The organism is Rhizobium sp. CIAT894 (genome assembly GCF_000172795.2).
Taxonomy (GTDB): Bacteria; Pseudomonadota; Alphaproteobacteria; order Rhizobiales; family Rhizobiaceae; genus Rhizobium.
In genome coordinates this window covers 3,798,273-3,812,190 of the sequence record NZ_CP020947.1, presented here as the reverse complement: position 1 = coordinate 3,812,190, position 13,918 = coordinate 3,798,273, and the positions used below count along the sequence as shown (strand labels likewise).

General features: G+C 61.6%; 12 protein-coding genes. 7 read left to right on the top strand and 5 right to left on the bottom strand.

The window, feature by feature from the left end; genetic code table 11:
- Positions 1–35: 35 nt before the first annotated feature.
- Entirely contained in the window at positions 36–815 is a 780-nt protein-coding gene (locus RHEC894_RS18735; RefSeq protein WP_085738398.1) for a gamma-glutamyl-gamma-aminobutyrate hydrolase family protein, read from the bottom strand.
- Positions 816–1,108: 293 nt separating this feature from the next.
- On the opposite strand from RHEC894_RS18735, the gene RHEC894_RS18730 reads away from it, so the two are divergent.
- Entirely contained in the window at positions 1,109–2,215 is a 1,107-nt protein-coding gene (locus RHEC894_RS18730; RefSeq protein WP_085738397.1) for a TRAP transporter substrate-binding protein, read from the top strand.
- Positions 2,216–2,288: 73 nt separating this feature from the next.
- Here RHEC894_RS18730 and RHEC894_RS18725 read toward each other — a convergent pair whose 3' ends face one another.
- Together RHEC894_RS18725 and RHEC894_RS18720 are read right to left on the bottom strand one after the other, a co-directional pair.
- On the bottom strand, positions 2,289–3,776 hold the full coding sequence (locus tag RHEC894_RS18725) for a TRAP transporter large permease subunit (protein WP_085738396.1): 1,488 nt from the start codon (positions 3,774–3,776) through the stop codon (positions 2,289–2,291).
- A 20-nt stretch (positions 3,777–3,796) separates the two neighbouring features.
- Positions 3,797–4,336 (bottom strand): TRAP transporter small permease subunit, encoded by a 540-nt coding sequence (locus tag RHEC894_RS18720; protein ID WP_085738395.1) that lies wholly within the window; start codon positions 4,334–4,336, stop codon positions 3,797–3,799.
- Positions 4,337–4,665: 329 nt separating this feature from the next.
- Between RHEC894_RS18720 and RHEC894_RS18715 the strand changes: the two genes are divergently transcribed.
- The 6 genes from RHEC894_RS18715 (at position 4,666) to RHEC894_RS18690 (ending at position 11,481) form a co-directional block, all read left to right on the top strand.
- Positions 4,666–6,969, top strand: a complete 2,304-nt coding sequence (locus tag RHEC894_RS18715) for an EAL domain-containing protein (RefSeq protein ID WP_085738394.1) — start codon at positions 4,666–4,668, stop codon at positions 6,967–6,969.
- A gap of 145 nt (positions 6,970–7,114) precedes the next feature.
- Entirely contained in the window at positions 7,115–7,867 is a 753-nt protein-coding gene (locus RHEC894_RS18710) for a hypothetical protein (RefSeq protein ID WP_010069317.1), read from the top strand.
- A 236-nt stretch (positions 7,868–8,103) separates the two neighbouring features.
- A complete protein-coding gene (locus tag RHEC894_RS18705; RefSeq protein ID WP_010069318.1) occupies positions 8,104–8,328 on the top strand; it encodes an aa3-type cytochrome c oxidase subunit IV in 225 nt (74 codons plus the stop codon).
- A gap of 204 nt (positions 8,329–8,532) precedes the next feature.
- Positions 8,533–9,681 (top strand): Re/Si-specific NAD(P)(+) transhydrogenase subunit alpha, encoded by a 1,149-nt coding sequence (locus tag RHEC894_RS18700; protein ID WP_085738393.1) that lies wholly within the window; start codon positions 8,533–8,535, stop codon positions 9,679–9,681.
- Positions 9,681–10,079: a proton-translocating transhydrogenase family protein gene (locus RHEC894_RS18695; protein ID WP_085738392.1), complete on the top strand. Its 399-nt coding sequence runs from the start codon at positions 9,681–9,683 to the stop codon at positions 10,077–10,079. Before RHEC894_RS18700 ends, RHEC894_RS18695 begins: the two co-directional genes overlap by 1 nt.
- A gap of 7 nt (positions 10,080–10,086) precedes the next feature.
- Positions 10,087–11,481, top strand: coding sequence for an NAD(P)(+) transhydrogenase (Re/Si-specific) subunit beta (locus RHEC894_RS18690; protein ID WP_085738391.1), 1,395 nt, complete (start codon positions 10,087–10,089; stop codon positions 11,479–11,481).
- Between the two features lie 63 nt (positions 11,482–11,544).
- Here RHEC894_RS18690 and RHEC894_RS18685 read toward each other — a convergent pair whose 3' ends face one another.
- Together RHEC894_RS18685 and RHEC894_RS18680 are read right to left on the bottom strand one after the other, a co-directional pair.
- Positions 11,545–12,027, bottom strand: coding sequence for a DUF992 domain-containing protein (locus RHEC894_RS18685; protein WP_010068451.1), 483 nt, complete (start codon positions 12,025–12,027; stop codon positions 11,545–11,547).
- 60 nt (positions 12,028–12,087) lie between these two features.
- Entirely contained in the window at positions 12,088–13,740 is a 1,653-nt protein-coding gene (locus RHEC894_RS18680; protein WP_085738390.1) for a sensor histidine kinase, read from the bottom strand.
- Positions 13,741–13,918 lie beyond the last annotated feature (178 nt).

The window sequence follows — 13,918 nt, the reverse complement described above, 5'->3', positions numbered from 1 at the left end:
CTCAGCGAGCCTGATGGCGCGCCGGCGTCGCGCCGTCAGGCGATCGCCTGCGCCGGGATGACCGGCAGCTCGCAGGCGGCATGGCTGCGGACGGCGTCGCCGAAAGCGGCAAACAGCTTATTCGACGGCTTGTCGGTTTCGGCCCAGTATTCCGGATGCCATTGCACGCCGACGGCAAAGGCCTTGGCGTCGATGACGGAGACGGCCTCCACCGTGCCGTCCTCGGCGATCGCTTCCACCTGCAGACGGGGCGCGGTGCGGGCGATCGCCTGGCGATGCAGGGAGTTCACGCGGACTTCGCCCGAACCGAGAATGCCCGCGATGCAGGATCCCTCCTTGATGTGGACGCTTTGGCGAATGGCGTACATGCCGTCGCGGTCGACGCCTTCCGGCCGGCGATGGTCCCAGATGCCAGGCTGCTCCTGGATCTCGCTTGCGAGCGAACCGCCTAGCGCGACGTTCAGCTCCTGGATGCCGCGGCAGATGGCAAGCAATGGGATGGCGCGGTCGATGGCGCGGCGGATGAGCGGCAGGCTGGTGGCGTCGCGGGCGGGGTCGAAGGGGCCGTCCTTGTCATTGGCCTCGGCGCCGTAGAGGGAGGGATGCACATTGCTGGCCGAGCCGGAAACCAGGAGGCCGTCGACGCGGTCGAGGATGGCGTCGGTGTCGTAGCCTGCCTCGAAGGCCGGGACGATGAAGGCCATGACGCCGGCTGCATTCAACGCGGCACTCACATATTGATGCTGCACGGCATGCCAGGTCGCGCCGTCGAAGCTGCGGATATCGGCAGGAATGGCAACGATCGGTTTCGTCATATCAGCCCCGGTCAAAATCTTTATGTTTGTCGTTTCTGCCGCCAGAACGGTCGTCAAGTCAACGCTTGGCTGTATCAGGCGGCCAAATTGCGGCGGAAATGGCGCCGGGGCTCCGGCGCTTGTCGCTAAGCTGCTGATTTGATGGGCGCGTTCGCATTGTCTTATTGTCGTCTTGATGCCAAAGGCTAATAGACTAAAGCTTGAATCGCGGCCTTCGCCATGCTTAGGTTTGCCCTTGCTGCGGGTAGGGGTGAAGATCGGCCGCGCAGTGCCATCTATATGGGAGGTTTTTGATGGATCGTCGTTCGTTTTTCAAGAAGGCGGGGACTGCCAGCGCCGGTGCGGTCGCCGCAACGGCATTGGCAGCGCCTGCGATCGCGCAAGAGAATCCGAAGATCGCATGGCGCATGACGTCGTCGTTTCCGAAGAGCCTGGACACGATCTATGGCGGTGCCGAGGATATCGCCAAGCATGTCGCCGCCGCGACCGACGGCAATTTCACGATCCAGCCTTTCGCGGCCGGTGAAATCGTGCCCGGCCTGCAGGCCGTCGATGCGGTCGCCGCCGGCACGGTCGAGGCAGCGCACACCACCTCCTATTATTTCGTCGGCAAGGATCCGACCTACGCCATCGGCACGGCCATTCCGTTTGGCCTCAACAGCCGCCTGACCAATGCCTGGTTCTACGAGGGCAACGGCAATACGCTGATGAACGAGTTTTATGCCACACAGGGCATGTACGCGCTGCCTGCCGGCAATACCGGCGCGCAGATGGGCGGCTGGTTCCGCAAGGAAATCAACACGCTGGACGATCTCAAGGGCGTGAAGATGCGCATTGCCGGCCTGGCAGGCCGCGTCATGGAGAAGGTCGGCGTCATCCCGCAGCAGATCGCCGGCGGCGACATTTATCCGGCGCTGGAAAAGGGCACCATCGATGCGGCGGAATTCGTCGGCCCCTATGACGACCTGAAGCTCGGCTTCCACAAGGTGGCGAAGTATTACTATTATCCGGGCTGGTGGGAAGGTGGCCCGACGGTGCATGCATTCTTCAATCTCGAAAAATGGAGCGGCCTGCCGAAGCATTATCAGGCGGCACTGAGCGATGCCTGTGCCTACGCCAACACCAACATGCTGGCGAAGTACGACACGAAGAACCCGACCGCGCTGAAACAGCTCGTTGCGGAAGGTGCGACGCTGCGCCCGTTCAGCCAGGAGATCATGGAAGCGTGCTTCCAGGCGGCGACCGGCATCTACAGCGAAATCTCGGGCACCAACCAGTATTTCAAGAAGATCTACGACGACCAGACCGCCTTCAAGCGGGACGCCTATCTCTGGATGCAGCTTTCGGAATATACCTTCGATACGTTCATGATGATTCAGCAGCGGGCCGGGAAGCTTTAAGCTTTCGCTGACGCTTGATTTCCACGGATAACAAAACCCCCGGATCTTCGGTCCGGGGGTTTTCTTTGTGACGCTATTTGGCGGGCGCCGGCGGCGCTCCCGGCAGGCCGAGCGGCGGCAGGGTGAGGCCGGGGATCTGCGGCGAGCCGCTGCCGCCGCCTATCGGCGGCAGGCCAAGCGGGCTGCCAAAGCCCGGGACTTCGATCTTGATCGAGTTCGGATCGACCTTCGGGCCATGGTCCAGCCAATAGGTTACCGATTGCGGCCAGAAGATCACGATCGCCACCAGGATCAGCTGCATGCCGACCCAGGGAAGCGCGCCCATATAGATATCCGAGGTTTTGACCTCCTTGCCGGCGATCGAGCGCAGATAGAACAGCGCGAAGCCGAAGGGCGGGTGCATGAAGCTCGTCTGCATGTTGACGCAGATCAAGACGCCGAACCAGATCAGGTCGATGCCGAGGCTGGAGGCGACGGGGGCGAGCATCGGGATGACGATGAAGGCGATCTCGAAGAAATCGAGGAAGAAGGCGAGCACGAAGATGAAGATGTTGACGAAGATCAGAAAACCGACCGGGCCGCCGGGAATGCCCGACAGCATGTGCTCGATCCAGCGCGAGCCGTCCATGCCCTGGAACACCAGGCTGAAACAGGTGGAGCCGATCAGGATCATCACCACCATCGATGTGATGTGGGTGGTCGACGTCATCGCTTCGCGAATCAGCGGCCAGGTGAGGCGGCGATTGAGGGCCGCGAGCGCCATGGCGCCGACGACGCCGAGCGCGCCTGCTTCGGTCGGCGTCGCAAGGCCCATGAAGATGGTGCCGAGCACGAGGAAGATCAGCACGATCGAGGGCACCATGCCCATCAGCACCTTCGCGAGGAGCGCCCAGTCGAATTCGCCGCGCACCTCCTTCGGCAGCGGCGGCATCAATTTCGGCCGGATGATCGACATCACCAGGATGAAGAGCACGAAGATCGTCACCTGCAGGATCGAGGGGCCGATGGCGCCGAGATACATGTCGCCGACCGATCTGCCGAGCTGGTCGGCGAGGACGACGAGCACGAGCGAGGGTGGGATCACCTGGGTGATCGTGCCGGAGGCGGCAATGACGCCGGTGGCAAGGCGCGGACTGTAGCCGTAACGCAGCATGATCGGCAGCGAGATCACCCCCATGGTGATGACCGAGGCGGCCACCGTGCCGGTGATCGCGCCGAGGACAGCGCCGACGAGGATGACGGCATAGGCGAGGCCGCCGGGTATGCTGCCGAAGAGTTTGCCGGTGCCTTCGAGCAGATCCTCGGCAAGGCCGCAGCGTTCCAATATCGCTCCCATGAAGGTGAAGAAGGGAATGGCGAGCAAGAGGTCGTTGGAGACGATGCCGAAAAAGCGCAGCGGCAGCGCTTGCAGAAACGCTTCGCTGAAATGGCCGGTGATGATGCCGATGATGCCGAAGAACATGCCGACGGCGGCGAGCGAAAAAGCGACCGGAAAGCCGTAGAGCATGAAAATGACCATGCCCAGGAACATGGCCGGCGGAATGATGCCGAAATCAAACAAAACCGTTCCTCCCGGGCGCGCTACTGCAGCGGCTTTTCGTATTTGGTGTCGATGCTGATTTGGCCGGTGAGGGCAGCGATCCGCTTGATCAGTTCCGAGACACCCTGAAGGGAAAGCAGCGCGAAACCGGCAACAAGGATCAGTTTGACGGGCCAGCGGATCAGCCCGCCGGCATTGCCCGATATTTCACCCTGCTGGTAGGAGAGGGTGAAGAAAGGCCAGCATAGCCAGGTAAGGAAGACGCAGACGGGGATGAGGAAGATTAGGAGGCCGACGATGTCGATCCAGATCTTCGCCTTGTCGGAAACCGAACCATAGATCAGATCGACGCGGACATGCTCGTTGTTGCGAAGCGCATGCGAGGCGCCGAGCATGACGACGAAGGCGAAGAGATACCACTGGATCTCCAGCCAGCCATTCGAACTGTAGTTCATGGCATAGCGAACAATGGCGTTTCCGGCGCTGATCAGACAGCAGAACAGCACCATATATTCGGCAATTTTGCCCATGAACTGGCTGATCGCGTCGATCAGCCGACTGGCGGCCAGGAACACCGACATTCGCCTCCCCTTTGTTCTTGTCCTGCCGGTTTTCCGGCAGTTTTCCCTCTTGCACTCGATGTAGACCACGGCCTTTGAAATTGGAAGGATAAATGCCTGGCATTGGCGCATAGTCTTAGGCACGCAGGCCGGCCCGGATGAGCGTCGAATGTTTCAGCAACCCAGGCGTGGATAAAATATTTCCATAATCTCGCCGACAGGCTGCAGTGCCGCGTGTAGGCTGTGCAGTTCATCCTATGGTTTTAGAAAATTTGACCAAATGTTTGATTCCATTGAAATCAATTTTTAAAGGGTTGGGCTTAGAATCCCCGCGCACAGGGAAAGTGTGGATGAAGCCAGATAACCCGAACAGGGTCCCTTTAGATGTGTATCTGTCGTTTGTGAGTTCCCTCTCCGGGAACCGCATGACGCTTCTTGTCGGCGTCATCGTGCATGTTGCAACGTGCCTTGCGGTGGCTGCCAAGACGCAATACTCCATCTACATCCTGCTCTCGGCCGCCTTCCTTCTGGTCTTCGGCGCTCGCATGGCCATCTTCCGGCAGTTCGATCGTGTCGACAAGCAGAGCCTGTCGCGCGCCGGAATCGAGCGCTGGGAGTGGATTCTCGTTGCCAGCGGAGCCTGCACCACCGCGCTGCTCGGCATCGCCAGCGGCTATGCCATCTTCGTCGTGCATGATTCCTTTGCCGAGCTTGCCTGCATTTCCGTCACCATGGCGACCATGGTTTCCGTCGTCGGCCGCAACTACGGCTCGCGCTTCGCAGTCGACCTCCAGACGTTCTTCTGCTGCCTGCCGATGATCGTCGGCAGCCTGCTGGCAATGGATTTTTATCGTGGCCTGCTGTCGATCTTCCTCATTCCCTTCTGGCTGACGACCCGGGCCATGGCGAATGGCGTGCGCGAGTTTCTCTACGAGAATGTCATCGCGCGCCGGGAAATCACCATCATCGCCGACCGCTTCGACACGGCACTCAACAACATGCCGCATGGCCTCGTCATGGTCGATGCCGAAAACCGCATCCAGGTCGTCAACCGCAAGGCCTGCGAGCTTCTGAAGATCGGTGCGCCGGAGCGACTGAAGGAGCGCGACCTCGGCGCCGTGCTGCGCTATGGCGCGCGCTACAGCTTCATGGACGCCTCGCAGCCGGAACTCATCCTGCGCCAGCTGACCCAGGTCGCCGAAGGCAACCTGTCGCGCACACTCATTCATTTTCCCGAAGGCCTGTCGCTCGAATTCTCCGCCAGCCGAAGGGCCGATGGCGGCGCCGTGCTGATCTTCGAAGATGTGTCGAGCCGGGTGAAGGCAGAACAGAAGATCATGCACATGGTCCGCTTCGATGCGCTGACCGGCCTGCCGAACCGGGAATATTTCGGGCAGCTGGTGCAGGAGTATCTCACCAAGCATCAGCGCAAATCCGGACCACTCGGCTTCATGGTTCTCGATATCGACGAATTCAAACATGTCAACGACATGCGCGGTCACGTCATCGGCGATCATCTGCTCTGCGCCATCGCCGCCCGCATCAAGCAGGCCTGCGGCAACGCCGTTCTCGGGCGGCTGATGGGCGACCAGTTCATCCTGTTCTTCCCGCACGCGAAGGAGCCGGCTTCGCTCGATATCGAGATCCGCCGCGTACACGCCGCGATCCAGGGCAACTACGAGGTCGATCAGCTGACCTTCCTCGTTTCGCTGAGCGCCGGCTACGCGATCCTCGAAAGTACTGCCTTCGCAATGGACGAATGGAGCGTCAAGGCGGATCTTGCCTTGTTCGAAAGCAAGTCGCGCTTCAAGGGCGGTATTTCAGGCTTCGAGCGGGAGATGGATGGACGCTATATCGAGCAGCAGAAGCTGAAGGCGGATCTGCGCGATGCGGTTTCGGCGCAGGCGCTGCATCTCGTCTTCCAGCCGATGTTCCGGGCCGACGGTTCCCGGATCGAATGTGCCGAGGCCTTAGCGCGCTGGGTGCACCCGGAGAAAGGCTCGATCCCGCCCGATGTCTTCATCCGGCTCGCCGAGGATATGGGCATCATCTCAGACATCACCCGCTTCGTGCTGTTCAAGGCCTGTAGCGAATGCATGAACTGGCCGGATCATATCGCCGTCTCGGTCAACCTTTCGGCGCGCGATCTGCGCGATGCCGACATCCTCCAGGTGGTCTCCGACGCGCTTGCCCATTCCGGCCTCGATGCAGCGCGGCTGCACCTCGAAGTGACGGAAAGCTGCCTGATCGACGAGCCGGCGGCGGTGCGCGCCATCCTGGCGGAGCTCAGGGCCCGCGGCATCACCATCGCCATCGATGATTTCGGCACCGGCTTCTCCAGCCTCAGCTATCTCGATACGCTGCCGCTCGATATCGTCAAGATCGACCGCTCCTTCGTGCGCAATATCGTCGAGGATACCCGCCGCCTCAAGCTGTTGCGCGGCACGGTCCACCTCGCCCGCGAGCTGGGATTGAAGATCGTCATCGAGGGCGTCGAGACCGAAGAGCAGCTTGCACTGCTCAACAAGCACCGCAGCACCGATCTTGTGCAAGGCTATGTTTTCTCGCAGCCAGTGCCTTCCAAGAACATCACGCTGTTACAGCAGGGCATCGGCCGCCGCGTCGTGCAACGCCGTCGCAACAAGGTCGCCTGAGCGCCCTGCCACGGGCCGTTTTTTGCGCTGAACATACCGGGCCGCGTTAACCTTAATGATTTAAAAACAGCGGAAATTATCCGATTTCCTTGCGAAAATGTCGCCCGCATATGATTAATGATCCGTTAACGAGCGGATCGAGAGAATGTCAGAAACACTTTTCACGCGGAATGATTTCAGCAGGAAAATCCTGGAAATTTTGGACCATGTCGAATATCGCCGTGTTGAGAGCAGCGAAGACATGGAGGAGGTGGAGCGGCTGCGCTACAAGGCATACAAGGCCCACGGCGCGTTGTCGCTTGCCCCGGAAGGTCTGTTGGACGATGTCGATTTCGACAGTCATGCCTATATTTTCGGCCTGTACTATTATGGTGAACTGATCAGTACGATTAGAATTCACTATGTGACGCCGGAGCATCGTGTCAGCCGATCCGGAGAAGCCTTTCCCGAGGCGATGGATGAGCTTTTGGACGCCGGCCTGACCTTGATCGACCCGGCGCGTTTCGCGGCCGATCCGGAACTCACCGCCAACATGCCATGGGTTCCCTATCTGACACTGAGACCCGCCATCGTTGCGGCAGCCTATTTCCGGGCGGACCGCGTTATTCAGTCCGTTCGGCCCCCGCATGCCGCCTTCTACAAGCGGGTCTTCTATGCCGATACCATCGTACCCGGCCGACTGGCGGAGAGTTACGGGGTTGACGTGACGCTGATGTCGACGAATGTGATCGAGGTCGGGCGAAAGCTGTTGACGCGCTACCCCTTCTTCATCTCCAGCGCCAGCGAGCAACGCATGATGTTTTCGCGCAATCCCAACGACACATTGCCGCCGCTTACCATCATTCCAACGGCGCGCTTCGTGCCGCAGGGCGAACTCGGCACCGACCTGCCGCTCTGATTTTTTCTGCCCTCCCGGGGAGAGGATCCGCGTGAGAGCAACGAGGGGCGACGACAAGATCCGCAGTCGGCGCCTCTCATGTTTTTTCGTTTGGGAATAGGTGGTTTTGAAGCCTGGCTGCGGCATTCTCATGCATTGCGCTTTCGCCTGTCATTGTGTAATTCCTGCAGGCAGGGATGTCCCTCGCCAGGCGGGGGAATCAAGGCAGCGCAAAGGCATTCAGGGAGACGATATTTATGGCCGAACATCATACCGGACCGGTCGAGACCGGCGCGCCGATGGATTACAAGGAACATGAAAAGACTTACGACATGTTCATCGCCGGCGCGAAATACGGCTCGATGCTTCTCATTGTCCTCCTGCTTGCGATGACGGCCGGTTTCTTCGGCGGCGCCGGCCTTCTCGGCGGCATCTTCGTCTTCATCATTCTTCTGGCCATCGGCACCTTCCTGTTCCGCTGATCTCGACTAGTGCGTGGCCCGAAAATCGGAATCGATTTTCGGAAAGCGCGATCTGTCGATGCAAGCAGTCAGAGCGTCCTTTGTGCGTCCGAAAGGATGTGCGGCGCTCTGAGGGGAGGGAGCTTCTCCGAAGCTTTGTGATTTAGGTGCTTGGCCTGCGCGGGGGAGCCTGCGGCGGTCTGGCTGACCCGGAGGAGGGGGCAGTTGGGCAATATCGTTTTCGTGGCAAGGGAAATTGCGGGCGAGGAGACGCGTGTTGCGGCCTCCGCTGAAACCGTGAAGAAAATGAAGAGTTTCGGCTTCGACGTCGTCGTCGAAGCCGGCGCCGGGGCGGCTTCGCGCATTCCGGACGCCGAGTTCGAGGCCGCGGGCGCCAGGATCGGCAGTTTCGCCGATGCCGCTGCCGCCGACGTGGTGCTGAAGGTGCGCCGCCCGAGCCCATCGGAGATATCGGGTTACAAGAGCGGCGCTGTCGTCATCGCCATCATGGATCCCTACGGCAACGACGAGGCGATCGCGGCCCTGGCGAGCGCCGGGGTTTCGGCTTTCGCCATGGAACTGATGCCGCGCATCACCCGTGCCCAGTCGATGGACGTTCTCTCCTCTCAGGCCAATCTCGCCGGCTATCAGGCCGTTATCGAGGCGGCTGCGGTCTATGACCGCGCCATGCCGATGATGATGACGGCAGCCGGCACCGTGCCGGCCGCCAAGGTCTTCGTCATGGGCGCCGGTGTTGCCGGCCTGCAGGCGATTGCCACCGCACGGCGTCTCGGTGCTGCGGTCTCGGCCACAGACGTGCGCCCGGCCGCCAAGGAGCAGGTCGCCTCTCTCGGCGCCAAATTCATCGCCGTTGAGGACGAGGAGTTCAAGGCGGCGGAAACGGCAGGCGGTTACGCCAAGGAGATGTCGGCCGATTATCAGGCGAAACAGGCAGCCCTTGTCGCCGAACATATCGCCAAGCAGGATATCGTCATCACCACGGCTCTCATTCCCGGCCGGCCGGCGCCGCGGCTCGTGTCGCGGGCCATGCTTTCTTCGATGAAGCCGGGTGCTGTTGCCGTCGACCTTGCGGTCGAACGCGGCGGCAATATCGAAGGCGTCGTTGCCGGCGAGATCGCCGATGTCGAGGGTGTCAGGGTGATCGGTTTTGCCAACATGCCGGGCCGGGTCGCGGCCAGCGCTTCGGCGCTCTACGCCAAGAACCTCGTCACCTTCCTCGAGACCATGGTCAACAAGGAAACGAAGACGGTCGTCGTCAATCTCGACGACGAGCTCGTCAAGGCGACGATGCTGACCTATGCCGGCGATGTGGTTCATCCCGCCTTCGGCGGCGCGAAGAAGGGAGACATGTGATGGCCAGTGAAGCAATGGACAGGGCGCTGCAGCAGCTGAACGACGCGGTGACGGCCGTCGCCACCGCAGCCGCGCATGCCCCCGAAGCGGCAAGTGCTGCGACCGGCGGGGCGATCGATCCCTTCGTCTTCCAGCTGGCGATCTTCGTCCTGTCGATCTTCGTCGGCTATTACGTCGTCTGGTCGGTGACGCCGGCGCTGCATACGCCGCTGATGGCCGTTACCAATGCGATCTCCTCCGTCATCGTCGTCGGCGCGCTTCTGGCGGTCGGCATCTCCACGAGCGGGCTTGCGACCGGCTTCGGCTTCGTCGCTCTCGTGCTGGTTTCGGTGAACATCTTCGGCGGCTTCCTGGTCACGCAGCGCATGCTGGCGATGTACCGCAAGAAGGACAGGTGAGGGATCGATGACCAATATTGCAGCCTTCCTTTACCTCGTCTCCGGCGTTCTCTTCATACTGGCGCTGCGCGGCCTCTCTCATCCGGCCACCAGCCGCAAGGGCAATCTTTACGGCATGGTCGGCATGGGGATCGCGATCCTGACGACACTGGTGCTGGCAACGCCCAACTTCGGTGGCTTCGTGCTGATCGTCCTCGGCCTTGCCATCGGCGGCAGCGTCGGCGCTTATGTCGCCCGCACCATCCCAATGACCTCGATGCCGCAGCTCGTCGCCGGCTTCCATTCGCTGGTCGGTCTTGCCGCCGTGCTGGTGGCGGCCTCGGCACTCTATACGCCCGGCTCCTTTGGCATCGGCGAGATCGGCCAGATCCACACCGAGGCACGCATCGAAATGGCGCTCGGCGTGGCGATCGGGGCGCTGACCTTCACCGGCTCGATCATCGCCTTCCTCAAGCTCGACGGGCGCATGTCCGGCAAGCCGATCCTGCTGCCCTACCGGCATCTCATCAATGCCAGCCTGCTGGTGCTGATCGTGCTCTTCATTATCGGGCTTGCCGCCACCGAAAGCCATTTCGACTTCTGGGCCGTCGTGGCGCTGTCGCTGGCGCTGGGTGTGCTGCTGATCGTGCCGATCGGCGGCGCCGATATGCCCGTCGTCGTTTCGATGCTGAATTCCTATTCCGGATGGGCTGCCGCCGGTATCGGCTTTACCCTCGGCAATCTGGCGCTGATCATCACCGGCGCGCTGGTCGGCTCCTCCGGTGCGATCCTGTCCTACATCATGTGCAAGGGCATGAACCGTTCCTTCGTCTCCGTCATCCTCGGCGGTTTCGGTGGTGAGATGGCATCCGGCGGGCCTGATACCTCAGACAAGACGGTCAAGCTCGGCTCGGCCGAGGATGCGGCCTATCTGATGGCCAATGCCTCCAAGGTGATCATCGTGCCGGGATACGGCATGGCGGTTGCCCAGGCCCAGCATGCGCTGCGCGAGCTCGCCGACAATCTGAAGAAGAACGGCGTCGAAGTGAAATATGCGATCCACCCGGTCGCAGGCCGCATGCCCGGCCACATGAACGTGCTGCTTGCCGAGGCCAATGTTCCCTATGACGAGGTCTTCGAGCTCGAGGACATCAATTCGGAGTTCGCCCAAGCCGACGTCGCCTATGTCATCGGCGCCAACGACGTCACCAATCCGGCAGCGCGCGACGACAAGACCTCCCCGATCTACGGCATGCCGATCCTCGATGTCGACCGGGCAAAGACCTGCCTTTTCGTCAAGCGCTCGCTTGGCTCGGGTTATGCCGGCATCGACAATACGCTGTTCTACAAGGACGGCACGATGATGCTGCTCGGCGACGCCAAGAAGATGACCGAGGATATCAACAAAGCTATCGCGCATTGATCGAGGCAGATGCAGCCGCCCTTCGGGCGGCTGTTTGATTTGAGGCCGGCGCGGCGGCTATCCTCAGGTTTCGCCCGGCACCAGCGTCATCTTCTCGACGCCGATCGCCAGATTAAGCCCCTCCTGAGCCTGGACATTCAACGGCTGTAGCATGAAGGCCTTGTTGGTGCCGCCGGCGATCACCTTGGCGCCGGCGCCCGCACCGACGCTCGCATCGGCACCGATGCCGTAATATTCGCCGGCAAGGGCGAATTGCGGCACATCCGTGCCGGTCTTGGCGAGCACCTGCCAGATCATCACGCTCTTGCCGGTCTGGCCGAGATCAATGCCGAATTTCTCGATCTTGCCGGCATAGACCGCCTTGGCGCCGCCGGATGCCGGCGTATAGGTGCAGATAAGGTTCTTCTGCGAGGTGACGATCAGGCCCTGGCCGCCATCCGATCCGCAGACCAGGCGGCCAAGCGTGACATAGCTTTCCGCGCCTGCCGGGACTGCCCAGGCAGCGGCCGTCAGTGCCGCGGCTGCGATGATCATTCGTTGGAACATGGCCTTTCTCCTTTTGGAACGACCTGTCCCAAACGGGTGGAGATGACGATTGTTCCTGGGTTATTCCCGTTCCAGCATGGTGCGCTGCGCCGTCAGCACCCAGCGCAGGCCTTCGGGCAGGAAATCGACCTGCACCGTACCGCGGAAAGCCGAGGCAGCATGAGCCTTGATGACGGTGGAGCCGAAGCCCGAGCGCGATGGCTCGACGACCGGCGGGCCGCCGCGCTCCTCCCAGGTGAAGCGGAGCAAGGCGTCCGGCCTGTCTTCCTCCCTCACGTCGCGCCATTCGAAGCGGACACGGCCCTGCGGCACGGAGAGCGCGCCATATTTCACGGAATTGGTGGCGAGTTCGTGCAAGGCGAGGCCGAGATTCTGCACCGCATCCGGCTTCAGCACGAAATCTTCGCCTGTGATGTCGATCTGTTCGCGCGATTGGGGGAAGGCCTGCAGATGAATGTCCACCACCCGCCGCAGCGATACGCCTCCCCATTGCTCGCTGGTCAGGAGCTCGATCGAACGTACCAGCCCGTCGAGACGATCGGCGACGGTGGCCTGGAAGGTCTCGACGCTGTCGGACTGCTTGGCGAGCTGGCGCATCATGGCTTGGGCGAGCGTCAGAAGATTCTTGGTGCGGTGGACGAGCTCATGCATGACGAAACGCAGCCGGTCCTCGGTCTGGCTGCGATCGAAGGAGGCGTTCGACAGGGCGATCGCCACCTGGTTCGCCTCGATGACGCTGGTTTCGACCGGCGAGACGATATGGCCTTCGCCCATGCGGTTCGCCATTTCGGCGATATCGCGGATGGTGGTGCGCACCTGCCGTGCGACGGCATAGGCGGCCAGCACGGCGACGAGCACGAGTGCCACGCCGCCAATGATCAGGAAGCGCCAGGTGCTGAGGATCGATGCCTGGGCGATCGGTCCCCAGATCACCGTTTTCCACGACCAGCCGGGAATCCGGGCGTAACCGAGCAGCATGTGGGGCAGGATCGTCTCGTCCTGGAAGACGCCGCGGGACGCTGTGAACGCCGGCAGGATGCGCGGATCGAAGGGCGTGCCGGGCTCGAGATTGGCCGGGCCCGTGGCGGCAACCACGTGGCCGCTCTGATCGATGACGGCGGCCGACCAGCCAGGTGCAAGGCCCTCTGTCGTCACGAGCTTGGCCAGATCCTTGGCGTCCTGGGTGATGATGAGGGCTGCGACGGGATCGCCCGCCCGCGGCAGGGTGACGTTATAGACCCAGTCGCCACTGGTGCGGCCGCGAAAGACGTCCGAAGCCTCGATGCGACCGGAGGCCATGACTGCTTCAAGGGCGGGCATGTTCGCCGTCTTGCCAAGCGGTGTGCCGAAGGCTCGGCGCGTGTTCAGCAACTGCTGGCCTGTGCGGTCGACGGCGATGACGAACAGCGTATTGTCTCTGAGAGCCGTTTCTGTACGCTCATGGAAGGCGGCGAGATTGCCGTTTTCAAGCTCCGGTGAGCTCGACAGCAGCCGCAGGGTCGTTGCCATATCCTGAAGCTGGCGGTCGATGATGCGTGAAAGGGCGAGCGCATCCTGGGCCGTCTCGCGCCGCAGGGTCGAACGCTGGTTGTCTTCCAGCTGCAGCAGAAGCAGCGTCACAAAGGCGAAGATCGGCAGGGCGATCGCCACCGCCATGGCGACGAGATAGGTGCCGATCGAGGCCTTGGGAAAGAACAGCGCGACAATCTTCATCTATTGCGCCACGTTCCATGCGATGGCGGCCGGCAGCGGTTTTCGCGAGCGGTCAGGAAAGCAAAGATCCGCATCTCTCGCAAGCCGCCCTCAACGTGGTTCGAACGCCCGATAGCAGGCTATCGAAGCAGCGCCATGTTAGGGGGAGCGGGAGCAGGTTGCAACCTGCTATGTCATC

What these genes read in the sequence shown, in the direction of transcription:
- RHEC894_RS18730 (WP_085738397.1), top strand. Translation starts at nt 1,109, where the DNA reads ATGGATCGTCGTTCGTTTTTCAAGAAGGCGGGGACTGCCAGCGCCGGT.
- RHEC894_RS18695 (WP_085738392.1), top strand. Translation starts at nt 9,681, where the DNA reads ATGGCCAGTGAAGCAATGGACAGGGCGCTGCAGCAGCTGAACGACGCG.
- RHEC894_RS18705 (WP_010069318.1), top strand. Translation starts at nt 8,104, where the DNA reads ATGGCCGAACATCATACCGGACCGGTCGAGACCGGCGCGCCGATGGAT.
- RHEC894_RS18710 (WP_010069317.1), top strand. Translation starts at nt 7,115, where the DNA reads ATGTCAGAAACACTTTTCACGCGGAATGATTTCAGCAGGAAAATCCTG.
- RHEC894_RS18715 (WP_085738394.1), top strand. Translation starts at nt 4,666, where the DNA reads ATGAAGCCAGATAACCCGAACAGGGTCCCTTTAGATGTGTATCTGTCG.
- RHEC894_RS18680 (WP_085738390.1), bottom strand. Translation starts at nt 13,740, where the DNA reads ATGAAGATTGTCGCGCTGTTCTTTCCCAAGGCCTCGATCGGCACCTAT.
- RHEC894_RS18735 (WP_085738398.1), bottom strand. Translation starts at nt 815, where the DNA reads ATGACGAAACCGATCGTTGCCATTCCTGCCGATATCCGCAGCTTCGAC.
- RHEC894_RS18685 (WP_010068451.1), bottom strand. Translation starts at nt 12,027, where the DNA reads ATGTTCCAACGAATGATCATCGCAGCCGCGGCACTGACGGCCGCTGCC.
- RHEC894_RS18720 (WP_085738395.1), bottom strand. Translation starts at nt 4,336, where the DNA reads ATGTCGGTGTTCCTGGCCGCCAGTCGGCTGATCGACGCGATCAGCCAG.
- RHEC894_RS18690 (WP_085738391.1), top strand. Translation starts at nt 10,087, where the DNA reads ATGACCAATATTGCAGCCTTCCTTTACCTCGTCTCCGGCGTTCTCTTC.